Source organism: Acinetobacter sp. GG2 (assembly GCF_000292385.1).
Lineage (GTDB): Bacteria > Pseudomonadota > Gammaproteobacteria > Pseudomonadales > Moraxellaceae > Acinetobacter > Acinetobacter seifertii.
Window position 1 is genome coordinate 1 of sequence record NZ_ALOW01000010.1, and the last position, 22,948, is coordinate 22,948.

The 22,948-nt window shown below is 37.7% G+C and carries 22 protein-coding genes, 1 tRNA gene and 2 pseudogenes; 13 read left to right on the forward strand and 12 right to left on the reverse strand.

Annotation, left to right across the window (positions count from 1 at the left end):
- Positions 1-408 (reverse strand): annotated as a pseudogene (locus tag B554_RS18300) (hypothetical protein); the annotation flags it as partial.
- Positions 409-1,000: 592 nt separating this feature from the next.
- On the opposite strand from B554_RS18300, the gene B554_RS0100295 reads away from it, so the two are divergent.
- Positions 1,001-1,077, forward strand: a tRNA-Arg gene (locus B554_RS0100295).
- Between the two features lie 113 nt (positions 1,078-1,190).
- Here B554_RS0100295 and B554_RS0100305 read toward each other — a convergent pair.
- Positions 1,191-1,883, reverse strand: coding sequence for a nitroreductase family protein (locus tag B554_RS0100305; protein WP_019456548.1), 693 nt, complete (start codon positions 1,881-1,883; stop codon positions 1,191-1,193).
- Positions 1,884-2,107: 224 nt separating this feature from the next.
- On the opposite strand from B554_RS0100305, the gene B554_RS0100310 reads away from it, so the two are divergent.
- Together B554_RS0100310 and B554_RS0100315 are read left to right on the forward strand one after the other, a co-directional pair.
- Entirely contained in the window at positions 2,108-2,605 is a 498-nt protein-coding gene (locus B554_RS0100310) for a YcxB family protein (RefSeq protein WP_004705413.1), read from the forward strand.
- Between the two features lie 41 nt (positions 2,606-2,646).
- Complete coding sequence (locus tag B554_RS0100315) at positions 2,647-3,288, forward strand: fumarylacetoacetate hydrolase family protein (RefSeq protein WP_019456549.1); 642 nt, start codon at positions 2,647-2,649, stop codon at positions 3,286-3,288.
- Positions 3,289-3,363: 75 nt separating this feature from the next.
- On the opposite strand, the gene B554_RS0100320 is transcribed toward B554_RS0100315, so the two are convergent.
- Positions 3,364-4,158: an AraC family transcriptional regulator gene (locus tag B554_RS0100320; protein ID WP_019456550.1), complete on the reverse strand. Its 795-nt coding sequence runs from the start codon at positions 4,156-4,158 to the stop codon at positions 3,364-3,366.
- A 105-nt stretch (positions 4,159-4,263) separates the two neighbouring features.
- On the opposite strand from B554_RS0100320, the gene B554_RS0100325 reads away from it, so the two are divergent.
- Positions 4,264-5,178: a DMT family transporter gene (locus B554_RS0100325; RefSeq protein WP_019456551.1), complete on the forward strand. Its 915-nt coding sequence runs from the start codon at positions 4,264-4,266 to the stop codon at positions 5,176-5,178.
- Positions 5,179-5,197: 19 nt separating this feature from the next.
- Here B554_RS0100325 and B554_RS0100330 read toward each other — a convergent pair whose 3' ends face one another.
- Entirely contained in the window at positions 5,198-6,445 is a 1,248-nt protein-coding gene (locus B554_RS0100330; RefSeq protein ID WP_004705421.1) for a YihY family inner membrane protein, read from the reverse strand.
- Between the two features lie 287 nt (positions 6,446-6,732).
- Between B554_RS0100330 and wrbA the strand changes: the two genes are divergently transcribed.
- Positions 6,733-7,326, forward strand: coding sequence for an NAD(P)H:quinone oxidoreductase (wrbA, locus tag B554_RS0100335; RefSeq protein WP_025465033.1), 594 nt, complete (start codon positions 6,733-6,735; stop codon positions 7,324-7,326).
- A 53-nt stretch (positions 7,327-7,379) separates the two neighbouring features.
- Here wrbA and B554_RS0100340 read toward each other — a convergent pair whose 3' ends face one another.
- The 3 genes from B554_RS0100340 to B554_RS0100350 all read right to left on the reverse strand — a co-directional run bounded on the left by B554_RS0100340 (position 7,380) and on the right by B554_RS0100350 (position 9,569).
- Positions 7,380-7,955, reverse strand: coding sequence for a xanthine phosphoribosyltransferase (locus tag B554_RS0100340; RefSeq protein ID WP_019456553.1), 576 nt, complete (start codon positions 7,953-7,955; stop codon positions 7,380-7,382).
- Between the two features lie 71 nt (positions 7,956-8,026).
- Entirely contained in the window at positions 8,027-8,740 is a 714-nt protein-coding gene (locus tag B554_RS0100345) for a DUF3108 domain-containing protein (RefSeq protein WP_019456554.1), read from the reverse strand.
- A gap of 157 nt (positions 8,741-8,897) precedes the next feature.
- The gene (locus B554_RS0100350) at positions 8,898-9,569 is read right to left on the reverse strand and encodes a hypothetical protein (RefSeq protein WP_004705429.1); all 672 of its coding nucleotides are present in this window, start codon (positions 9,567-9,569) and stop codon (positions 8,898-8,900) included.
- Positions 9,570-9,801: 232 nt separating this feature from the next.
- On the opposite strand from B554_RS0100350, the gene B554_RS0100355 reads away from it, so the two are divergent.
- Entirely contained in the window at positions 9,802-10,686 is an 885-nt protein-coding gene (locus B554_RS0100355; protein WP_019456555.1) for an energy transducer TonB, read from the forward strand.
- Positions 10,687-10,773: 87 nt separating this feature from the next.
- Here B554_RS0100355 and ybeY read toward each other — a convergent pair whose 3' ends face one another.
- From ybeY to miaB, 3 genes are all read right to left on the reverse strand, one after another.
- Positions 10,774-11,253 (reverse strand): rRNA maturation RNase YbeY, encoded by a 480-nt coding sequence (gene ybeY / locus B554_RS0100360; RefSeq protein ID WP_004705432.1) that lies wholly within the window; start codon positions 11,251-11,253, stop codon positions 10,774-10,776.
- Between the two features lie 276 nt (positions 11,254-11,529).
- Positions 11,530-12,618, reverse strand: a complete 1,089-nt coding sequence (locus B554_RS0100365; RefSeq protein WP_004705435.1) for a PhoH family protein — start codon at positions 12,616-12,618, stop codon at positions 11,530-11,532.
- A 37-nt stretch (positions 12,619-12,655) separates the two neighbouring features.
- Positions 12,656-14,107, reverse strand: coding sequence for a tRNA (N6-isopentenyl adenosine(37)-C2)-methylthiotransferase MiaB (gene miaB / locus B554_RS0100370; protein WP_019456556.1), 1,452 nt, complete (start codon positions 14,105-14,107; stop codon positions 12,656-12,658).
- A 287-nt stretch (positions 14,108-14,394) separates the two neighbouring features.
- On the opposite strand from miaB, the gene B554_RS0100375 reads away from it, so the two are divergent.
- From B554_RS0100375 to B554_RS0100390, 4 genes are all read left to right on the forward strand, one after another.
- Positions 14,395-16,338 carry a lytic transglycosylase domain-containing protein gene (locus B554_RS0100375; protein ID WP_019456557.1) on the forward strand — a complete coding sequence of 648 codons (1,944 nt, stop codon included), beginning with the start codon at positions 14,395-14,397 and terminating at the stop codon, positions 16,336-16,338.
- Between the two features lie 57 nt (positions 16,339-16,395).
- Positions 16,396-17,058, forward strand: coding sequence for a ribonuclease T2 family protein (locus tag B554_RS0100380; RefSeq protein ID WP_004705438.1), 663 nt, complete (start codon positions 16,396-16,398; stop codon positions 17,056-17,058).
- A gap of 210 nt (positions 17,059-17,268) precedes the next feature.
- Positions 17,269-18,255 carry a malate dehydrogenase gene (locus B554_RS0100385; RefSeq protein WP_002119517.1) on the forward strand — a complete coding sequence of 329 codons (987 nt, stop codon included), beginning with the start codon at positions 17,269-17,271 and terminating at the stop codon, positions 18,253-18,255.
- A gap of 162 nt (positions 18,256-18,417) precedes the next feature.
- Positions 18,418-18,663, forward strand: coding sequence for a DUF2789 family protein (locus B554_RS0100390; RefSeq protein WP_019456559.1), 246 nt, complete (start codon positions 18,418-18,420; stop codon positions 18,661-18,663).
- 50 nt (positions 18,664-18,713) lie between these two features.
- On the opposite strand, the gene B554_RS0100395 is transcribed toward B554_RS0100390, so the two are convergent.
- Together B554_RS0100395 and B554_RS0100400 are read right to left on the reverse strand one after the other, a co-directional pair.
- Positions 18,714-19,241, reverse strand: coding sequence for a hypothetical protein (locus B554_RS0100395; protein ID WP_019456560.1), 528 nt, complete (start codon positions 19,239-19,241; stop codon positions 18,714-18,716).
- A gap of 68 nt (positions 19,242-19,309) precedes the next feature.
- The gene (locus B554_RS0100400) at positions 19,310-19,915 is read right to left on the reverse strand and encodes a 2OG-Fe(II) oxygenase (protein ID WP_019456561.1); all 606 of its coding nucleotides are present in this window, start codon (positions 19,913-19,915) and stop codon (positions 19,310-19,312) included.
- A gap of 116 nt (positions 19,916-20,031) precedes the next feature.
- Between B554_RS0100400 and B554_RS0100405 the strand changes: the two genes are divergently transcribed.
- The 3 genes and pseudogenes from B554_RS0100405 (at position 20,032) to B554_RS0100415 (ending at position 22,868) form a co-directional block, all read left to right on the forward strand.
- Positions 20,032-20,889, forward strand: coding sequence for a 23S rRNA (adenine(2030)-N(6))-methyltransferase RlmJ (locus B554_RS0100405; RefSeq protein ID WP_004705444.1), 858 nt, complete (start codon positions 20,032-20,034; stop codon positions 20,887-20,889).
- 41 nt (positions 20,890-20,930) lie between these two features.
- On the forward strand, positions 20,931-21,764 hold the full coding sequence (gene pssA, locus B554_RS0100410; RefSeq protein WP_004705447.1) for a CDP-diacylglycerol--serine O-phosphatidyltransferase: 834 nt from the start codon (positions 20,931-20,933) through the stop codon (positions 21,762-21,764).
- A 17-nt stretch (positions 21,765-21,781) separates the two neighbouring features.
- Positions 21,782-22,868, forward strand: a pseudogene (locus B554_RS0100415) (DUF6670 family protein).
- Positions 22,869-22,948: the final 80 nt, after the last annotated feature.

A 22,948-nucleotide genomic window follows, 5' to 3' on the forward strand; every position in this document is an offset into this window, starting at 1 on the left:
ACCGCCAAGGATATCAGTTACTGCACCGACTGGATTGCCACCAGTCACGCCGCCAGTTAAACCACCAGTCAGGCCGCCGATAGTGCCAGTCACACCGCCAAGGATGTCAGTTACTGCACCGACTGGATTGCCGCTAGTAGCGCCACCAGTTACACCACCAACAGCACCTGTTACGGTACCGACTACACCAGAAACTAAGCCTGTTGTGTGAGAAACGGTATTGGTTACAGTTGAAACAACATTAGAAAGTAAGCCTGATGTTGAAACATTTCCAGTAGCAATATTTATATCAGAAACGTTTACGTTAACAGAGGAACCTGTATTTACAATTGGGGTTACCGATATAATATTACCCAAGTCTTGGGTAACTTTTGATATCGAAGTTACTAGATTTTTTAATAAGAACATGATGGTCTATTTCCTGTGTATTTATGTATTTTTAAGTAAGTATTTATTTATTACGTTAGGCAATTATTGAGATATGCTTCTCAATAATTAAAAATTAGTATTGGGTACATCTCAAAAAGTGTCAATGCATATTTCTACTCAAATAATTTGATACTTATAATGTTTTGACAATTAGATATTCACTTTGATTTAGACATAAAAATAATAATTTTTTTTATAATATATGGTTTGAAGATCAATGTATTTTTTCCTCTTTTTTTGATTATTTTTTATAAATATTAAAGCTAAATAAATTAGTTAATAAAAATATTTATGGGCAGGTAGAAATATTTTATTTATATAATCCTGACTAAAAAACTATACTTTTATTTTTACTCATTTGGCCAAAATGCCCAAATTGGGGTGTAGCCGTAAAGAACTTTAATTGAAAAAAAATATTTCAAACCGATTTCATAGCTAAGCAGACTACATTCCTGAGCGAGATCATACCTTTGTATTTTCTAATGGCTAAGAACTAGACGTTCGATGACAAAAAGATGAAAAATGTCTTTCTAAAATAGAAAAACTGCGTATAATGCCCTCCATCAAGTACGCGCTCATAGCTCAGCTGGATAGAGCACTTGGCTACGAACTAAGGGGTCGGGAGTTCGAATCTCTCTGAGCGCACCACTTGAAGAATTAACCGCTATTTATAGCGGTTTTTTTGTGCCTATTTTTTATAGTTTTATTAAAAAAGCTGGTGCTCATGGCAACCAGCTCTAAACGATAGTACAAAATATTGATTAGCCAAATGTTTTAAAGCGGCTTGAATCATCAATAAAGGCTTTTTCTCCAGCATTTCCTTCAATAGAACCAAAAACTAACTGAGCTCTTAGCTTCCATTCAGCTGGGATATTGAAAGCAGTATTAATTTTCTCATCAATAATTGGGTTGTAGTGTTGCAATGAAGCGCCAATACTTTTTTCAGCTAATACATTCCAAACTGCAAATTGAGCAATTGCTGTTGAGTGCTCAGACCAGATTGGAAAATTATCAGCATAAGCTTCAAACTGTTCTTGTAAGCCTTTAACCACGTTCTGATCTTCATAAAACAAAACTGTGCCTGCACCAGCGGCAAAACTTTGAATTTTTTGTTCTGTTCCAGATACAGCTTCAGCTGGGATAATACTTTTTAAAACTTCTAGAACCATATTCCAAAACTTGTGATGTGACTCTCCAAATAAAATAACAGCGCGAGATGATTGAGAGTTAAATGCAGAAGGACTATGTCTGATTGCTTCTTGAATTAATTTTTCAATTTCGTCGTTGGTTTGGCTTAAGTTATTTCCAATTGCATAAATAGAGCGGCGGTTCTTAATGAGTTCTAAGAAAGAAACTGCATGTGAAGGCTCTAGTTCTTGAGTGGCTTTAACAGCCACATCTTCTTGAGTTGCCGATTTTTGATTTAAGCCAAATAGTTTTGCAAAGAAAGACATGACGAATTCCACTAAAAGAGACAATAGAAGCATTCTATAAATTTAAGAATATGAAATAAGCCTTATAAATATGAATCTATGTTCTATATATGAAACGAGTAAGCAGCTTGCACAACTGAAAGTCTTATAAGTTGAGCAAAAATAAAAAATCACTTTTGATTCATTTTAAAGCGTAGATGAATATGCTCTAATAGTTTCGATTTATTCAATATTGACACATTGTGATGACCGAGCAAAAAAGCGCTTTATCTTTACGTTATTATTTAAATTTAGAAGAGTCTCAAGACGGGTTTGGCTTGGTGACGTTCGGAAAGAAGCAATTCAGCCGTTTTTTAACCCCTGTTATTAGTGTTGCAATCATTATTTGGGGGCTTTATTTAGGTTTCTCAGGTGTTGGTCGTTACTATGTTGCTTTAGGTGTTTTTTTCCTAATTATGCAAGGTTTAATGCGCTATTGGCTTTTACCAATGATGTTTAAACGCCAATTTGTCCGTTATCAATTTGGTAAGAGTGAGCAGGGAATCGATTTATATCAGGATTATTTTGAACTTTATGCTGCGGGTCGTAAACAAGTTGTACAGTATGGTGACGTACAAACTTTTGCCATAGGTAAATTGACTTATATGCTTGAGCTAAAAAATAAGACGGTCATTATTGTACCTAAACGTGCTTTTGCTCAAGCTTCAGATCAAACCGTATTTGAAAATACATTTAAGAAATAAGTTATTGGAATTATTAGTCGCAACAATATAAAGGAAGCCTCATGAATACACGTCCTTCAAAAATCGTTTGCGTGGGCAGAAGTTATGCCGATCATGTAAAAGAGCTGAACAATGCAATGCCGGGACGACCAGTATTGTTTATCAAACCGCCAAGTAGTTTGATTGGTTTAGATGAAGGTATTTCGTGGAATCCATCTTGGGGTAGTTGCCATTTCGAATGCGAATTTGTTTTACGTATTGATAAGCCACTAAAAGGCGAAACTGATCCGCAAAAAGTATTGCAAGCTATTGGTGCGGTAACTTTAGGGTTAGATTTAACTTTGCGTGATATGCAAAATGAATTGAAGGATAAAGGCCAGCCTTGGGAAAGAGCAAAAGCATTTGATGGTTCATGTGTACTTGCGGACTGGGTCGATGTGAGTGAAATTACCAATTGGGAAGAGACTAAATTTACTTTCCATATAAATGATGAATTACGTCAAGATGGTAATACAGCCTTGCTTATGTTTAATATTGCTTACTTATTGGTTGATATAAATCAGGTGTTTTCACTTGAACCGGGCGATGTCATTATGACAGGTACGCCAGCAGGTGTAGGGCCATTGAATGCTGGCGATCAGTTAAAAATGACTTTGAAAGGTGCTACTCAAGATTTTGTTTGGGAAACTTTTGTTAAAGCATAATTTGATTTAGGACATTAAGTTTTGAACCCTATTATTGAAATGATAATAGGGTTTTTTATTGCACTCGACATTAAGTTATTGATAGAGCTTTCGGAACTGGTCTGGGGTAAATCCCATCCAGCGTTTAAACATATAAATAAATGCTGATGCACTGGCATAACCTAAATCAAAAGCGATGCTTTCAATTGTTTTCCCTTGATTGAGCATAGTCATCGCTTTCATAACTTTTAATCTTTGTCTCCATTCATGTAAAGACATGCCTAACTCTTTTTGACTGTAACGAGCCAAAGTTCTTTCAGTCATATTTATCCGTTCAGCGAGTTCTTGCAAAGTACTGTTATCGGCAGGGTTATGGTGTAAATCATTTAAAACTTTTGCTAAGGCCGGATGATGTGTTGTTGGTAAATAACTACCGACCAATTCAGCTTCTATGAGTTGATCTAATAGAACCTGAAGTAGACGTAAATATTCAACTTGAGTTTCATCCTGATGATATTGCCTTAAGTGGTCTAACAACGCAGGTACAAGCGGTGAAGTTAATAATATTCCTGCTTTCTGCGGTAACTTTTGGCACAGTCTTTCATGAATATATAAGGTTGCATGGGTTACTTCATTGCGATTAATTCCGCTATGTTTGGTATAAGGTGGTAGCCAAATCCCGTAAGGTGGCGGCGTTAAATAGTTGATTTGATCAATATTAACTTCAAGTACACCACTAAAAGCATAAATAAATTCACCCCATGCATGTGCATGTTGAGGATAAACCGTTTCTGCTGGCGCATTTCGCACACGAAACCAGAGTAAATCAGGAATTGAGTTGTGAGCGGGAATTTCTAGAAAATCTTGCACACGTTGAGCTGATTTTTTCATCTATGAAAATTGCCTGAAAATGCAAATAGCTTGTCTGTTTTTCACTATATCATGCAAATACGACAGTTCTATAGTCTGATTTTTCGCTATAAATAAAGGTATTAAATGGACGAGCGCAAAAATCTGGATACCAGAGCTTCGGCTTTAATGGTGCTTTTATGCATGATTTTAGGACTTCAACAAGTGGTTCTAAAAATAGCGGCTGCAGATATTACGCCGATTATGCAAATTGCTTTACGTTCTGGATTATCTGCACTTTTAGTATTGCCTTTATTGTGGCGTGATAGTTCTATCCATCTATTTTCTTATCAACAATGTAAAGCTGGTGCGCTTGTTGCTTTATTTTTTTCATTAGAGTTCTATTTCGTAACTCAAGCCTTAAAACTCACCTCAACTTCCCATACTGTAGTTTTACTCTATACCGCTCCAATTTTTGTCGCATTGGGACTTCATTGGAAATTTCCTACTGAGCGCTTGAACCGAGCGCAGTGGGCAGGCATTACTTTGGCTTTTATGGGAATTATTATTACATTTTATCCGACAGCTACAACTCTAAATGGCGCAGCATTAGTGCAAGTTTTATTGGGTGATTTATATGCACTTATGGCGGGAATGGCTTGGGCATTAAGCACTATTATTGTTCGCTTATCTTCTTTGGCTCAAGCCCCAGCAACGCAAACCTTGTTTTATCAACTCACGGGTTGTTTCATTTTATTAATCTTAATCGCTTTTGCGACAGATCAAACCACAATTCATCTTACGAAATTGACATTTTTAAGTCTGAGCTTTCAAACATTGATTGTATCTTTTGCAAGTTTATTACTTTGGTTTTGGCTATTAAGAAATTATTTAGCCTCACGTTTAGGCGTATTTTCCTTTCTGACGCCATTATTTGGTGTGCTTTTTAGTGTGTTGTTCTTAGATGAAAAATTAGAAATCAAATTTGTAGCTGGAAGTATTTTGGTTTTATCAGGAATCATTATTATGAGCTTAAAACAGGGCCAACCAAACAAAGGCTAAACCCTGTTGTTCATGTATATTATTTCTCTTCAAAAATCGTTGAAAGTGGAATAGAGAGCTTTGCAGCTAAATAGTCGTTTGATTCAACTAGTGCAGGGCCAATTCTTTCCATCCATTCGTCATCGTCATGCACATTGAGTACATCTAGACGTAGGGGAAGTGGATAAGGCAATGCAGTGAAGAAGCTCCAGAAGTCGACTTGAGATAAATTGCGAACTAAAACATATTCATCTTTATCTGTGCGTTTAACTAAATTTTGCTCTTCAAGTAAGACGACATAAGCGGGCCAACGGCCAACCTCACCGCGGCCTAAAATACCCAATGCTTCTTTATCACTTACACTTTCACCAAGTTTCTGCTTTTTATAAAAGAGTTCTAAAATATCGAGTAGCATGAGTACTGGATGTCTTTTTTGCTCTTTACCTGAATGGAAAGCGGTAAGGGCAAAACTCACCTCGACCCCAAGCAAAACAATATTCCAAGATAAGAAAACCCATAGTAGGAAAATAGGTACTGCCGCAAATGCACCGTATATGATTTCATAACTGGTGAAGTTGGACATTAAAAAGCCAAATAAGTTTTTGAGTATTTCAAATAATACAGCACTTAAACAGGCGGCAATTGCTGCTGAAAATAACGGGACCGTGCGGTTGGGAATGGTCCAATATAAAATAAAGAATCCCAAAACAGTAAGAACAAAAGAAATGAGCCAAAGTAGAAAGGCGCCATCAAGTTGATAACCTGTAAAGTTATTACTTAATAAGTTCATTGATGCAACGGTTGATGAAATAACGAAAGCACTACCTAAGATAATAGGGCCAAGCGAAATAATGGTCCAGTAGCGCATAAAACCTACAATGCCACTACGAGTTTCTTTCACTCTCCATATCCGATTGAAGGCAGTTTCAATTGTTGTCAGCATTAAAACTGTCGTGACAAATAGGAACAGTACACCAATTACAGTTAAATTACTGGATTTCTCGGTAAATGCATTGAGTGCCTTATCAAATGCAATCGTACTTTTAGGTAAAAAGTTACTATAGATTAAGTGCTGTAACTGTTGTCTAGCAGGTTCTAACGCTTTAATTGAAGAAATAATAACTAAAAATACTGTTAGCATCGGCACAACAGCAAAAAGAGTTGTATAAGTGAGAGCGCCAGCCTGTTCTCGGCAGCGATCAGCTTCAAAACGCTTAATCACGAATAAAATAAATTGAAACCAGGTCTTGTTATAAAAAGGAAGTCTCTTCAAAAAACGTTCTAACATGCGTCATCTATCCCGATTTTTTTAATCATGATGTGGGTGATTGATATTCACCAGTGTCTTCGTTTGAGAACACTATCGTTGATATGGGTAAACTTTAACCTAAAGAATAAAAAGTATTCTGAAAGTTCCGTATGTATCATCGTAACAAAACATCGTAAAAAGCTTTTACCGATATTTGTTACTGTTGCCCTTAAAAATCAATCACCTCTAAAATTTCATAGAATTGGCTTCGCCAAAAAAATAAAAAATACCGTATAGTGTTCTTTTTAACAAAATTCATGAAAGCGATGCAACCTTACATTCTTGTGCTTTATTACAGTAAATATGGTTCTACTAAAGAAATGGCGCATCTTATTGCAAATGGTGTTGAGTCTGCTGGGGTTGCTGTAAAAATAAGAACAGTACCTAATATTGCAACAGTTGTAACAGAGGCTGAACCGAGCATTCCTGAAGACGGCGATATTTATTGTACTTTAGAGGATTTAGCTAATTGTGCTGGCTTGGCACTAGGGTCTCCAACTCGCTTTGGTAATATGGGGAGTGAAATGAAATATTTCTGGGACCAAACGACAAGTCTCTGGCTCAATGGTGCATTACATAATAAACCTGCTTGCGTTTTTACTTCTTCTGGTTCAATGCACGGTGGGCAAGAAAGTACTTTATTAACAATGTTACCGCCGTTATTTCATCATGGCATGATGATTTTAGGTTTACCAAATTCTATTCCCGCCTTATCAAATACGAAAACAGGCGGAACGCCTTATGGTGCTAGCCATGTGAGTGGTCCACGTCATGACCAAGGTTTAAGTCAAGATGAAAAGGTTTTATGTGAAGCGCAAGGTAAGCGTTTAGGTGAAATCGTAAAAAAACTTCATTCTTAATTTTTATAGTAATAAAAAAGAGCGGAAATCCGCTCTTTTTTATTAAAACAATTTTATTCTTTAACAAAAGTTACTGTGCCATCAGTAAGTGATTTAACTCGCGCTAATGATTCAACGCGGTAACCTTTTTCAAGCAATAAATCACGGCCAGGTTGGAATGATTTTTCAATCACAATACCAACACCTACAACTTCTGCATTTGCTTGATGAATTAAGTCAATCAAACCAAGTGCAGCTTGACCATTTGCTAAAAAGTCATCAATGACCAAAGCTTTATCGCTTGAGTTGATGTGCTTGTTTGAAATAGCAATGGTACTTTCAGTTTGTTTAGTAAAACTAAATACTTTGGCGCGATATAAATCGTCTTTTAAAGTGAGCGATTGATATTTACGAGCAAAAATCACAGGTACACCAAGTTCTAAACCTGCCATGATTGCTGGCGCAATACCTGAAGCTTCAATGGTAATAATCTTGGTAATCCCTGCATCTTTGAAGCGAGCGGCAAATTCTTTACCAATCTGCTGCATGAGGACAGGGTCAATTTGGTGATTTAAGAAAGCGTCGACTTTCAACACTTGATCAGATAGAACGATACCTTCTGTTAAGATTTTCTGTTCTAGTGCTTGCACGGGAGAATCCTCTAGACGGATGCTTTTAAAGCAAATGCGTATTTTAAAAAGCATCCGAAAAAATGCAAGCTTTAATTCGTTTTACCGCTATAACTTGTTAATAACAAACCATAAGATGTTTTGCCATCAATATGACTTACTTTAACTGGTAAGTAGTCTAATTTAGGTGCTAACCAGAAAATTGTACTGCGATCTGGTCTGCCATGTTCTAAAACTACTTTTACCGTATCAAAGGTGCCGTAAGAAGTTTTAACTTTTTCGTTGCCTTGTTTTACAAAACGGCGGTTTTCGACTTCTTTTGCATCTGCAAGAGGGTAAGAAGATTTAAGTGAACCATTTTTTAAATCTTCACGGACTTGTAATTCAGCATTTAGCTCGTCAAGTACGCCTGGCTGCCAAGCAAATGAGCGTGCTTTATCATCTTTCTTAGTGCTAATTGTCTTATTATTAGGGTTAAAATTAATATTCATAGTGTTGTTATGAATTAAAATTTTACTGGTACGGCTAAAGCTTTGTGAACCGATTTTACCATTAGCAAAACTAAATTTACTGGTTTCACTCGCAGAAGCGATTCCACCTGCTTTTGCAGTGAATAGATAAGTCCAGTTATTTCCTTGTTGACTAAGTGCGCGTGTTGCTGAACCCATGCCTTTATTATTATAGGTAAACTGATAATTTGCCTGAAATGGGCTCATGGCAAGTGCATGGCTAGAGAAACTTGCAATAAGCAAAGTTGTCGAAATACCAGTTGCGATGCTGAATGATTTCAGAAATTTTGTTGCCATAAGTAAATATCCTTGTACAGACTGAAAGGTCAGTGCTGATGCATCTATGACTTTTGCATATTATGCCTGTTGATCATGGAGAAAAAATCAGGATTTATGCTAAATATGTAATCTCTTTGTGTTTTTTAGCAGCAAATTTCTTTAGCTCATACAGTTGTTATGCATCTTTTTGCTGTATTGGCGTAATCTCAGAGTCTTCTAGTTCATCTTCAAAATCGTCATCTTGATCTTTGAAAAGTAAAGCTGCAAGGTTCACATTACCAAAGACGACCAATTCTGCTTCACGAACCCGCGCATAGTTAATATGAACTTTGCCTAATGTTTCAATAATACTGGCTTTCTTACCGAACCAACGGTTCAGGTCTAGGAAGATAAGATCATCTTTTTCTTGGGCTACGTTAAAACGTTCCAAAATCATGCCCAAAGGATCTTTTTTTAGAATTTTGTGATAGTAAAAAATAGCAGCTTTTACAGCAATTTTTTGCCAGAAATTTTTATATTTAGCTTCTACTATTTGTGTATTACTAATCTGTTCAAAAACTATTAGTTGCTGTTCTTTATTAAATTCCATCTGAATCAGTTTTAAGTCGACAGATAAAGTCGTCTCTAAACCTTTGACATGCATTGTGGCATAAAGTCTTAACCAATCATGATAAAGGTCTGTATGCAAATCATCTAGAAATTCGACATTATTGGTAACATAGCGTTCTAATGTCGCGTTTAGAAAAGTTTGCGACAATGTAAAATCTCTTTCTTCCTCAATGAAGGCTTCAGCTTTGCGGTAGACTTTATGAAGACGTTTGACTAGTGAGGAAAATAGCGTTTGCATAAAAGAACTTCCAGAAGATGAATTATTAAAGAAACAACACACTCTTTATTATGTTAAAAACACGTTTTGATATTGCAGTGTAACAAATTTAATTGATACATTTTCACAAAATGAAAATGGATAAAAACTCATATTTGAAGTGAATCACACTTTTATCCATATTTGAATATCAGTTTGTATTTTGTTCGGTATCAGTACCGTGGGGAAAAGGCATTTATATGCTTTTAAGATTATGTTGAAAAAAAGAAGTCTTCCTATAGAGCCTTTTCTTTATTGGTGGCAAGACCGAGTCTTTATTGTTGCAATAATACTCGCAATCTTGTTGCATACTCTTGTGCTGCTTATTCATTTTGCTATGCCTGCGCCGTCAGAGCAATCCACGAAAGAAATCGCTATATCTATTCGTCCTGCTGAGGATGCTGTTAAGCATGCAGATTTTTTAGCGCAAGCAGACCAACAAGGTTCAGGAACTTTTCGAGAGGCTCATCGGATGTCTAGTAATACTCCGACGCCTATGACTACTGATGCTTCAACGGGAGAAGCCCAGTTAGAAACTTTAGAAAAAGTACAGCAACAAAGAGAACTTAAGTTTGAAGAAAAAGTACTTATGACTGTGTTGAGCTGGCAGAAACAAGCTGAGGAGAGTCAAAGAAAGAAAGCACTTGAGCAATTAGAAAGCCAGTTTCAAGCTAAAGCTGCAATGGTCGCGAGCCTAGAAGCTCAATATTTACAACGTCAGCAAGATTTCAGTCGTCAACAAAAAATAAAAACAGTCGATGGTATTCAAGCCAAGAAAGATGCTTCAGCAGCTTATTTAGATAAGTTCCGTGAAAAGGTGGAGCTTTACGGTAATCGTTATTATCCAGAAGAAGCTAAACAACAACAATTAAAAGGTGAAGTTCGCCTTATGGTGATTTTGAATGCTCAAGGGGGCATTCGTGCAATTCGTTTACTTGAAAGTTCAGGACATTCAGTTTTAGATGAAGCTGCAAAAGCTTCTGTACGTCGTGGTGCGCCATTTGGTCGTTTTGATAGCAATATGAAAGATATTTCTGAGCTACGTATTATTCGTACTTGGCGTTTTGATCCAGCTGAAGCTGAATTTGAGGTACATTAATGAAAAATGTGGATAACTTGTAGGATATCCACATTTTAAAAATAAATTAGAAAACTGATTCTGTTATGAATCGTTTAAAAGTGAAATTTATGATTCCTGATAAGGATTAGCAATATTGAGTTTAGCTAAAATTTCAATTTCTAAGCCTTCCATTTCTTCGGCATCTTCATCGCTTGTTTCATGGTCATAACCAAGTAAATGTAAAACACCATGAACCAATAGATGTGCAAAATGATTTTGAGCAGTTTTCTTTTGTTCCAAAGCTTCTTGTAATACCACTGGAATACAGATCACCAAATCACCTAATGGTAGTGCATCAAGCATTGGTAAAACTTCTTCTGGAATATCACTTGGGAATGATAAAACATTGGTAGGTTTGTCTTTTTCTCGATATTGCAAGTTAAGTTGATGGCTTTCTTCCAGATCAACACAGGCAATACCAATTTCACAATCTTCTTTGTAGCCAACGTGGCGTAAAGTTGTCTCAATAATTTTTTTGAGTTGAGCTCGTTTGAGCTCTAACTCAGGTGATTGAAAGTCTTGTTGTAAACTTAAACTGATTTTCAAAGTGAATCCTTAGGGTCTGTTAAACATTCACAGATGGTTGCGACATCGAGTGTTTTTAGATGATACAAGGCATGGACTATGAAATTTAGTTATTCTAAATGAATAGTTCACAACGATGTAGCAACAAAAAACACTCTTGTCCCGAAGGGTTGTAGCTAAAATTATCTCAGACTACGTTATGAAACTTGGAAAGGGGTTTACCCTTCCCATCATTTCATGCCTTGCCTGCTCAATTTTAGCCGACAACGCAATCCAATTTAGAATATTCAACAGACCCTAGGCATCCTGATGTTGCAAGTCTGCTGCTGTATCGTTTTCAGCAACTAATGCTTCTTGGCGTGCTTTACGTTCAGCACGTGCTTCAGCATTAAGACGCTGTTGTTCACCATCCCAACCTTCATACGCTTCAACAATTTTTTGAACAAGTTGATGACGTACAACGTCACGAGAATGGAAACGGGTAATATGAATTTCTTTAATATTCTCGAGTACACGAAGAGCGTGTGCCAAACCAGATTGTTGGCCTCGAGGTAAATCTACTTGGGTAATATCACCTGTAATCACTGCGCGAGAGCCAAAACCTAAACGGGTCAAGAACATTTTCATTTGTTCAGGTGTTGTGTTTTGGGCTTCATCCAAAATTACAAATGAATGATTAAGAGTACGACCACGCATATAAGCAAGAGGAGCAACCTCAATCACTTGACGCTCGATTAGTTTGGCAACTTTTTCAAAGCCGAGCATTTCGTAAAGAGCGTCGTAAAGAGGGCGTAGGTATGGGTCAATTTTCTGAGTAAGATCACCAGGTAAGAAACCGAGCTTTTCTCCTGCTTCTACCGCAGGACGTACAAGTAAAATCCGCTGGATTTCGTTGCGTTCGAGCATATCTACGGCTGCGGCAACTGCTAAATAAGTTTTACCTGTACCAGCAGGGCCCACACCAAAAGAAATATCGCTTTGTAAAATACGTTGTACATAACGTTTTTGGTTGGCACCACGCGGATTAATACGGCCTTTTCGAGTCTGGAAATAGACATCCATTGGTGCATCATGCTCATCCATCTCTTCACCAACCAGCTCGAAATTACGCTCGGTTTGAGAAGATTGAATGAGTAAATGCAACAAGTCAGCACTGATTTGCTGAGATACCTCAGACTCTTCATAGAGTCGCTGCAATAGTGCTTCGGCTCTCCCAACAGCATCTATCTCACCATCTATGTGAAAAACATCTCCACGATGAGTAATTTTGACATCTAAACGCTGTTCAATTTGCTTAAGGTGCCCATTATAGGCACCCAAGATGCTCTTTAAACGTTCCATTGAAACTTCAGGAAATGTTACGGTACGTCGAATCGCTGCAGTCAAGAGAAAACCTTTCAGTAGACTTTAGAATACCTCTACATTACGCCACGTCAGGCTCAAGATTCAAGAGCTCGCCGTAAACTAAATTTAAAGTTTTAATTTCAGTAATCTCGATCTCCGCAAAGCGACCCACCCATGAAGCATCACCTACAAAAGTGACTAGACGAGTATTGTCTGCGGTACCTAATAAAATATTAGGGTCTTGATCAGATACTTTTTCAACGAGAACACGTTCAATTTTGCCAAGCATTGCGTCAGTTTTTTCAATACTAGACTGTTTAATCACTTTCTGAACTTGAGCTAAACGTTCTTTTTTAACCTGTTCAGGTGTTGTATCTGGTAAGTCTGATGCTGGTGTACCAGGACGTTTTGAGTAAACGAAGCTGTATGAGTGATCGAAATCTAAGTCTTTGATAAACTGAAGTGTTTCTGCGAAATTTTCATCAGTTTCACCAGGGAATCCAATAATAAAGTCGCTCGATAAATGCATGTCAGGGCGTATTTTACGTAACTTGGCAATCTTATCGATATACACATCAATGGTGTGATTTCGCTTCATGGCCTGTAGAACATCGTTAGATCCGCTTTGTACAGGCAAATGTAAATGTGAAACCATTTGAGGTAAATCTTCATAACACTGAATAAGCTCATCAGAGAACTCAAGTGGGTGTGAAGTTGTATAACGTAGTCGTCCAATACCCGGAATTTCTGCAACGAGTCGTAACAATTCAGGGAAGGTACAAATGCCACCTTCGAATGTTTCACCACGGTAGCCATTTACATTTTGACCCAGCAATGAAATTTCACGGACACCTTTTTCAGCAAGACCAGCAATTTCTGCGAGTACATCATCTAGTGGACGAGAAACTTCCTCACCGCGTGTATATGGCACTACACAGAAAGAACAATATTTAGAGCAACCTTCCATAATAGAAACGAATGCTTTAAAGCCTTCTACGCGTGGTTCAGGTAAAAAGTCGAATTTTTCGATATCTGGAAAAGAAATATCAACCAGTTTGATTTTATCTTTTTTCGGTTTTTCTACTTGAGCATTATGCTGATCAAGCATTTGCGGTAAGCGGTGGAGTGTTTGAGGACCAAAAATCATGTCCACGTAAGGCGCACGTTTTTGAATGTTGTCACCTTCTTGAGACGCAACACATCCACCGACACCAATCACAAGATCAGGATTTTTATCTTTTAATTTGCGCCAGCGGCCTAATTCACTGAATACTTTCTCTTGTGCTTTTTCACGGATAGAGCAAGTATTCATGAGCAGAATGTCTGCTTCATTAGGATTTGACGTTAAAACGTAGCCGTGAGAATCCCCTAAAAGGTCTGCCATACGGTGACTGTCATACTCATTCATCTGACACCCTTGAGTTTCAATATAAAGTTTTTTTATTGAAACATCAGTGGTGTGCGTTGGCTGGGTAACAGTGTTTTCTGAGGCAGCTTTGGCACCATTGGGAATGAAGGTTTGAACCGTCATGCAGGCTCCTAACAGATCGATCTAGTTAAATAATAAAACAACCCAAAACGGGTCAAACCCAAGATTATAACAGTATTTGAGCTGAACAGATAAAATTAAACTGCCATAAGCGAGCTATGATTTATGGAGATAAATGACATAAATTTTAATGATGTTGAATCAGAGAGTTACATAACACAACAAAAGAAAGCACGAAGAATAATTAAACTATGCCTAAAGGTGGATAGTCAGGGTTTAACACATTTATGAGACCAAGTAAAAAGAGCTCATCAAACAAGAGTCGTGTGATGAAAAATAAATATGCACATCGTGGCTGGTTAGGGGCTGTGTGTTTACTTGGTTGTTCATTGTCTTATGCAGCAGAAGAACAATTTAATGATGCATTAAATGCCGCAAATAGTGGTAATACAGCCTTGTTAGATCAATATCAGGCTGCAATGCAAAATGATGTATTGGGTTATTATCCTGAATACTGGAAATTAAACAGCAATCTAGGCTTTCAATCTCCAACATCAATTGTAAGTTTTGCCCAGCGCTATCCTCAATCTGCTATGGCAGAGAAGCTTGCAGCAGACTATGTAGAAGAAAAAGTAAAACAAGCTGACTTTGTATCTGCTCAACCACTTTTATCTTATGTTACTAACCCTGATCCAGCCGAAAATTGTGCTTTAGCGCAGGTGAGAGCTAAAAGTGGTGATGCATTAGTATTTGCTGAATATAAAGATGTTTGGTTGGCAACAGAATCTCAACCAGAATCATGTGTTGGGCTAGGTCGTATGATGATTTCTAGTCCATTAATGAGTACTCAAGATAAGCAACAACGTCTTTGGGTACAGCTACGCTCTGGTCTATCTGGACAGGCACTTGCTACTGCTCAAAGTTTAGGAATAAATCTTTCTTTGGCTCAGCTTAACCAGATTCAAGCAAATCCGCTTAACTATTTGTGGACTGCCCCAAAAACTAATGATGCTGATTATGCTTATCTGATTTTTGCATTGGGACGTCTAGCAAATAATGACTTGGGAAATGCTTTTGCAAATGTGCAGCGAGTAGCACAAGGCACTCCCGAGAATGTACAAAAATATCTATATCGAACCGTAGCTTATATTGGCGGAACTACGGTCATGAAAAATAATTTTAACCGAGAAGTTCTTCAATACTTTGATGCGAGTTATGGCTACCCTTTAAGCCCTGAAGAAGCTGAAATTTATGCACGACAAGCAATTCGCTTTAGCGCATGGGAAAGCTTGATTCGTGCGATTGATAGTATGTCTGTTTCACAGAAGCAAGAAGATCGCTGGCAATATTGGTTAGCTCGTGCGACAGAACAGCGTGGTGATAGTAATTCTAAAAATACGGCACAACGTATTTATAAGAAACTCGCTGAAAGTGGTGATGATTATCACAACTTACTTGCAAAAGACCGTTTAGGTGTACGCTATAATCATCAACCTTATAGTGATGAGCCAACTGCAAGCGATTTGCGCCGTTTAGATCAAAATATTCACTTTAACCGTGCATTTACTCTGAGACGCATTAACGCCAATCCGACTTATACAAATCGCGAATGGAACTGGGCAGTCCGTCAGGCCTATCTCCAACATGATGATGGTTTATTATTAGCTGCTGCAAAGCGTGCTCATGATATGGGTTGGTATGACCGTGCAATTTATGCAGCGGATCGTACAACTAATAAACATAATGATACCTATCGTTATGTCACCCCACATAAGACTAATGTCGTAAGTCATAGTTACAATGCTGGAATTGATCCAGCTTGGGCTTATGGTTTAATGCGTCAAGAAAGTCGGTTTGTTACCTCGGCACGTTCCCATGTGGGGGCAGGTGGCCTAATGCAAATTATGCCTGATACAGCAAAGTTGATTGCTCGTCAGATGGGGGAGACATATAATCCGGCGGCGTTGAGTGAAATGAATACCAATATTCGTTATGGAACATTTTATTTATCAATGATTCAAGGTCAGTTAAGCAATAACCCTGTTTTAGCGACAGCTGGTTATAATGCTGGTCCGAATCGTGCAAGACGTTGGCAACCAGATTACCAACCGATTGAGGCTGATCAGTATACGGAAACCATTCCATTGCTTGAAACGAGAGATTACGTTAAGCATGTCATGACGAATGCGACACATTATGGAGTGGTATTGGGTCAAGGCGCTCAATCATTAATACAGCGTATGAAAGTCATTCCAATGCGGTCATCACCTTAATTTTAGATGATGAATGATGGAACATTCTTTTAATTGGCATAACCAAGTTTTAATTAAATGAAATATAGATATTTAGGACCTCAATCAATATCACAACTTGCATGGTGGTTGATCTGTGCAAGTATTGGATTGATGAGTTCTGTTTTACATGCGGAACCTGTTAACGTGCAAGGTTATGTCATGCATGTACAGATGACGCCTGCTGTCTGTTCGTTAGATCCTTCTAAACAGAAGCAGCGTAAATGTCTGGAAGGATATTCACTTACAATTACTGGCTTAATGCCAGAAACTACCCGAACTGACTGTTCAACAGAAAGTTCTGCTGCACTATCACCATTACAAGCTAAAGTTGTTGCTCGTGTTATGCCAGACAATAATGCTCGCGTGCAGCTTTGGAAAAGTGTCGGTGGCTGTGTTCCTATGAATGCGAGTCAATATTTCCGTACGATTATTAACTTTGCCGAGCGGTTAAAAATACCTGCTAATTTAACAAGTTCTAGCAATGTAGAAATGCAGCAATCTACACTACGTCAGCAGTTTACGAAGCTTAATCCAAGCATGCCTCAAAATGGTATCCGTTTTAATTGCCAGTTATCTCGTTCGGATGTTGTTCTCACAGAAGTTAAAGTCTGTTACACCGTAAATGGCCAATATAAACAGTGTTCAAATCACGTTGTCTCGAATTGTCCAAGTGAAATTACAATTAAAGGTAGTTACTAAGCGAGCTACCATTTCATAAAAAAATGCTGACCATACATTGAATCTATTTGTAAAGATTAATTTGTATTTTCTATCAGACTTTTGGTGAAAATGAGTCGCTTTTACATGCATCTGCAACTTCTTTAGAGTACAATCTTTGCCGTTTATGATGATTTGGTTAGATAGAATCGCTATTTAGCCCGATTAAGGACACTCATTGGAGACAATTACATGAAGCAACCCGTTCGTGTTGCCGTGACTGGCGCTGCAGGTCAAATTGGTTACAGCTTATTATTCCGTATCGCAAGCGGTGAAATGCTAGGTAAAGATCAACCAGTTATTTTACAATTGCTTGAAGTTCCAGTTGAAAAAGCACAACAAGCGCTTAAAGGCGTAATGATGGAACTTGATGACTGTGCTTTCCCTTTATTGGCTGGCATGATCGGGACTGATGATCCTAAAGTTGCATTTAAAGATGCTGACTATGCATTACTAGTTGGTTCTCGTCCACGTGGTCCTGGTATGGAACGTGCTGACTTGTTAAAAGTTAACGGTGAAATCTTCATTGGCCAAGGTCAAGCTTTGAACGAAGTTGCTAGCCGTAACGTTAAAGTATTAGTTGTAGGTAACCCTGCAAACACTAACGCTTATATCGCAATGAAATCTGCTCCAGATCTTCCAGCGAAAAACTTCACAGCTATGTTACGTCTTGACCACAACCGCGCGTTGACTCAAGTTGCTCAAAAAGCTGGTGTTGCTGTTGCTGACATCGAAAACTTAACAGTTTGGGGCAACCACTCTCCAACAATGTATGCTGACTACCGTTTTGCAACTGCAAACGGCGAAAGCTTAAAAGACAAGATCAACGATCCAGCTTGGAACAAAGATGTATTCCTTCCAACTGTTGGTAAACGTGGTGCTGCGATTATCGAAGCGCGTGGTTTGTCTTCTGCTGCTTCTGCTGCTAACGCTGCAATTGACCATATGCGTGATTGGGCGCTTGGTACAAACGGCAAGTGGGTAACTATGGGTATTCCATCTGATGGTTCTTATGGTATTCCTGAAGGCGTTATGTTCGGTTTCCCTGTAACAACTGAAAACGGTGAATATAAAATCGTTCAAGGTTTAGAAATTGACGAATTTAGCCGTGAGCGTATCAACTTCACTCTAAACGAGCTTGAAGAAGAACGTGCAGCAATTGCTGACATGGTAAAATAATTCATTACTTTAATGAATTAAAAAGCACTCTCTTGTAGGGTGCTTTTTTATGTTTGAAAATTTATAACTACACACAAAAAACAACAAGAAAATATAGACATAGATATGCAACTAAACCCTATAGTTGTTAGATTATGGAAAAGAAGTTATAGGAGAATAACAGTGTTTGAACAGCAACCGACATTACAACTTTTATTTGAACAATTGGGATTAGATGCTGACGAGGCAAGTATTGAAAACTTCATCAAAACGCATCAATTGCCTGCTGAACAGAAATTACATGAAGCACCCTTTTGGTCAAAAGGACAAAGTGATTTTTTAAAAAGTCATTGGGAAAAAGATGATGAGTGGATTGTCGTCATTGATGAACTCAACGAACAGTTACATGAAGATAGTGTCAAAAAATAGCAAAATAAAAAGGCCTGTTTATTAGCAACAGGCCTTTTAAAATTCATACTTTAATGCGTTTTTCGTTTTAATAAATCTTTGTACCATGACTCATGGCGTACTGGATGAAATACCGGATGTTCATGAACCAGTTCAAGATCACATTGAGTTGTAGATACATATTTAGTAAGCCAATGCCGAGTGAGGGCTGGTTTTTCTTGTGCTGCCGAAGCATAAGCCAAGAAAAAATAGATATCTGCATGCTCATGATGCGATAGTGGTTTCAAAATTTGCTGAGTAATGAGTGCAAAGCGCTTTTCTTTATTTAATTCAAAATAAATCATATACGCTTTAGCTAAATGCAATGATAAATTTAAATATAAATTCATTGGCATCTCGTCATATTCAATGCGAGCTTGTTCGAGCAAAACAATCGCCTCTTGCAAAAAATGAATTTGCTCTTGGCGAACGCGGCTTAACATCGCGAGTTGCATACGTAAATCTGCACGTTCCAAAGCAAGCTCAGGCGTATTTTCCGTTAAATAGAGTTGGTCTGTTTCACCAATTCTGCTCACAATTGCTTTTGTTTCAATAGACATACGCCTTCGCCCTTTTTAATCAATAGCTCTTATATCGGGGTCATTTGAGAAATTTAAAGAGCACTCATCTAACCCCAAATTGAGTTTCCACTACGAAGCCATGCTGTAATTGATAAGCGCTGCTGTTTAGAAACTAAAACTTCGTGCAATAAGTTACTTTGAAATACAACTAACCGATTAGGTTCAGGTTTAACAATATGCCAATTTTCATTTTTATCTTGTAACCTTAATTGTCCACCCCAGTCTTCTTGCCATTCAGGGTGTAAATAATAAACACTAGAGATAATACGATCATTTTTTTGCTGAGGATTATCGCGGTGTAATGCATAAAATTCACCTGCATGGTAACAGGCGAAATGAGCTTCTACCTCTTTAATTCCTAAATAAAATGCTTGATTTAGACTTTGCGATAATAAATTTAGGGTTTCAATATGTTGTTGGGCAATCGGAAGCTGATCATTAATCCATAGAATATGGTCACTCCGAATATTGCTTACCACGCCGTTTTGAATACCAGCTTCTCTGAATTCATCCATATGGTGACTACATTCATTGGCAACCTGAGCGCGATATTGATCTGAATAAGCGTGATCTATAATTGCAAAACCATGTGCATTTAAATCATCTAAAATTTGATCCAGATTCCATGAATCAGGAAGCGAGTGAGAGTGCATATAACCTCGAATAGATCGTAAAATATCAAGCTGCTCTATTTTAGATGATCACAACCTTACGAAAGAATATTTTTTTCATGTTAAACTATTTGTTGAATTGAGGAATTAAAGTCAACATGAATTACCGTCACCATTTCCATGCGGGCAACTTTGCAGATGTTATGAAGCATGTGCTTTTGCTACAGCTTCTTAATCGTTTAAATGCCAAAGATAAACCTTATCGTTATATCGATACGCATGGAGGTGCAGGAAAATATGATTTATCTCAAGCACCTGCGCAAAAGTCAGGAGAATTCCTAACTGGTATTCATCGTCTTGTTCAGCTTTCAGAAATGGAAAAGCGCCAAGCTCCTGAAGCAATTCAACAATACTTAAAACTTGTTGAAGAACTACGCTCTCAAGAAGGTAAGGGGAGTTATCCTGGTTCTCCTTGGTTTGCATTACAAGGTATGCGCGAAATTGATAAAGCGACTATATTTGAAATGCAACGTGATGTTTTTCAGCAATTACGTCATAACATTCATGACAAACGTGCAGGTTTGCACGAGCGCGATGCATATGAAGGCTTACTTGGTGTAATTCCACCGAAGGAAAAGCGCGGTCTAGTCATGATTGACCCGCCATACGAGTTAGAACGTAAAGATTTTCCGCAATTAGTTGAATTGTTACAACAAGCTCATAAGAAATGGCCAACAGGCGTTTTTGCAGTTTGGTATCCAATTAAAGACCGAGCGATGATTGAGCGTTTTGAAAAGAAAATGTTCAAAACAGGAATTCGCCGTCAGTTAGTTTGTGAAATTTGTGTATGGCCAGATGACACTCCTGTAGGTCTAAATGGTTGTGGTTTATTGGTAATTAACCCGCCTTGGCAGTTCTCTGAACAAGCCGATCAAGCCCTACAATGGTTATTCCCTCACTTACGTATGCAAGAAACGGGTGGTCACGCCGCTGTACGTTGGTTAGTGGGTGAGTAATAATTAATCTAAATCAATGCACATGTTTGGAATAGAAAATAATGACAAATGCGCCTAAACCAGAGCAAGATTTAACTCATAATGAACATTCTTTTGATGGGATTACGTTCGAAGTGGTTGAAGAGGAAGATAATCCGGAAGGACAAAAAGTAAAGCGTCGAGGTATTTATCTTTGGCCTAACTTAATAACTACAGCCGCTTTATTGTCTGGTTTCTATTCCATCATTGCGAGTATGAATGGCGAATTTACTCAAGCAATTTATGCCATTTTTATAGCAGCATTGTTAGATGGATTAGATGGTCGAGTTGCCAGAGCAATTGGTGCGCAAAGTGCTTTTGGCGAGCAATATGACTCATTGTCAGATTTGTTAGCCTTTGGTGTAGCGCCAGCAATGCTAATGTATAGCTGGAGTCTGCATGACTTGGGTCGTATAGGTTTAGCTTGCTGTTTTGTTTATACTGCTTGTGCGGCTTTCCGTTTAGCGCGTTTTAATGTTCAAATTGGAGTAGTTGATAAACGTTACTTTATTGGTATCGCAAGTCCACTTGCTGCAATTATTATTATTTCACTTGTATGGGTTGCGCGAGATTACCCATTCATTTTCGATTTGCGTGATATTGCGATTCAAGTGATTAATTCGGTGATCATGGTGGTGGTTGGACTACTTATGATTTCAAACATTAAATACTATTCATTTAAGCAAATGGACCGTAAGCGTGTTCCTTTTGTAGTTATGTTGCCAGTAGTACTGATTTTTGCAGCAATCACTTATAATATCCCAATGGGTATTTTGATTGTTTCAATTATCTATGCTCTATCGGGCTTTGTTACCACACTATTAGCTAAAAAAAATAACGAGACTATCAGAACATAAATTATATGAGGTTCAGTATGCCGAAGTTGATGAATCAGATAAATCAATTGCAGCAGCTGGGCCTCAACTCAAATGGGGGCGTTGTATATCAGCCTTCTAGAGGCTTTTTCAAAGTTGTTTATCAAGGTTTAATCCTTCCTAACTTACCTGCGCCACTTCGTTATTTTAATTATATTAGCCTGATTGGACAGCCTAGAATTCCCCTTTGTTATAACGCAAACAGTATTGTGACTTCTGCGATTGATACAGCAACAGTATTGGTCAGTAGTAGTTTACACAGTGTAGATCACTTAAAAATTTATTCAATTCGAAGACAATGTCAGCTTAATCCTAATTACTACCAATTTGATAAAACTGATCTTATTGAATGGCAAATTCCTCAAATTCATCTTAAACGAGTGGATTCTGAGATGAGCTGTGATCTAGTTATTCAAACTCCTTCCAATATTTTGAACTCATCTGCTTTGCAATGGGGAATATCAGACTATTGGACAGTTCTTTGTCATTGTGAAGGTGAAATCTTATATAAAGGGCAAAAATATGAAGTGAGTGGATTAGGGCGATTTAAACATGCTCGAGCATTACATTTACCCTTTCTATCTTTATGTTTTTACACATATCAAGTGATTAATCTCAATGAAACAACCCAAGTCACTCTGACCCAAATAAGAAACCAATGGAATATCGTTTTGTGTTCACGCTTAGATATTCAAGAAATAGGCAAAGAACCATTAACCTTTACTGAAGATGTTAATTTTCATATTTATCGTGTTTATCCAAAAGTTCAAACACCTTTTGGAAGAGAAATGTACTTACCTCGAGAGTTCTCTTGGCAATGTAAAAAAAATGGCAAAGTTATTTTTGAGCTCTATGCTGAAAGTCGTGGTGATTATAAATTTGGATTGGCCGCTGGATATATAGGAAGTTTCAGCTACCAGTTAAGCTGGAATGATCAGTGTCTTCAGGGAGAGGGTGGATATTGTGAATATATCGATTGCCGGCCTTTAAGATGGCAAGAGAAGAATCAGAATGAAAAAAATCTCGATAAATTGCTGCTTTTACAACCATGTTTATATAAAAAATGAATATTTTTACCATTTTTGATCAAAAAGCGAACTGTTGTTGCACTAATGTTTAAAAAGGTATTGCAACAGGGAAATAATGGTCTATAATGCACATCCATC

Excerpts from the sequence above, each read along its gene's own strand:
- B554_RS0100320 (WP_019456550.1), bottom strand. The coding sequence starts at position 4,158 with ATGAAAAAATCAGCTCAACGTGTGCAAGATTTTCTAGAAATTCCCGCT.
- B554_RS0100305 (WP_019456548.1), bottom strand. The coding sequence starts at position 1,883 with ATGTCTTTCTTTGCAAAACTATTTGGCTTAAATCAAAAATCGGCAACT.
- B554_RS0100315 (WP_019456549.1), top strand. The coding sequence starts at position 2,647 with ATGAATACACGTCCTTCAAAAATCGTTTGCGTGGGCAGAAGTTATGCC.
- B554_RS0100350 (WP_004705429.1), bottom strand. The coding sequence starts at position 9,569 with ATGCAAACGCTATTTTCCTCACTAGTCAAACGTCTTCATAAAGTCTAC.
- B554_RS0100385 (WP_002119517.1), top strand. The coding sequence starts at position 17,269 with ATGAAGCAACCCGTTCGTGTTGCCGTGACTGGCGCTGCAGGTCAAATT.
- B554_RS0100345 (WP_019456554.1), bottom strand. The coding sequence starts at position 8,740 with ATGGCAACAAAATTTCTGAAATCATTCAGCATCGCAACTGGTATTTCG.
- miaB (WP_019456556.1), bottom strand. The coding sequence starts at position 14,107 with ATGACGGTTCAAACCTTCATTCCCAATGGTGCCAAAGCTGCCTCAGAA.
- pssA (WP_004705447.1), top strand. The coding sequence starts at position 20,931 with ATGACAAATGCGCCTAAACCAGAGCAAGATTTAACTCATAATGAACAT.
- B554_RS0100310 (WP_004705413.1), top strand. The coding sequence starts at position 2,108 with ATGACCGAGCAAAAAAGCGCTTTATCTTTACGTTATTATTTAAATTTA.
- B554_RS0100325 (WP_019456551.1), top strand. The coding sequence starts at position 4,264 with ATGGACGAGCGCAAAAATCTGGATACCAGAGCTTCGGCTTTAATGGTG.
- B554_RS0100395 (WP_019456560.1), bottom strand. The coding sequence starts at position 19,241 with ATGTCTATTGAAACAAAAGCAATTGTGAGCAGAATTGGTGAAACAGAC.
- B554_RS0100400 (WP_019456561.1), bottom strand. The coding sequence starts at position 19,915 with ATGCACTCTCACTCGCTTCCTGATTCATGGAATCTGGATCAAATTTTA.
- B554_RS0100405 (WP_004705444.1), top strand. The coding sequence starts at position 20,032 with ATGAATTACCGTCACCATTTCCATGCGGGCAACTTTGCAGATGTTATG.
- B554_RS0100375 (WP_019456557.1), top strand. The coding sequence starts at position 14,395 with ATGAAAAATAAATATGCACATCGTGGCTGGTTAGGGGCTGTGTGTTTA.
- B554_RS0100330 (WP_004705421.1), bottom strand. The coding sequence starts at position 6,445 with ATGTTAGAACGTTTTTTGAAGAGACTTCCTTTTTATAACAAGACCTGG.
- B554_RS0100355 (WP_019456555.1), top strand. The coding sequence starts at position 9,802 with ATGTTGAAAAAAAGAAGTCTTCCTATAGAGCCTTTTCTTTATTGGTGG.
- B554_RS0100380 (WP_004705438.1), top strand. The coding sequence starts at position 16,396 with ATGAAATATAGATATTTAGGACCTCAATCAATATCACAACTTGCATGG.
- wrbA (WP_025465033.1), top strand. The coding sequence starts at position 6,733 with ATGCAACCTTACATTCTTGTGCTTTATTACAGTAAATATGGTTCTACT.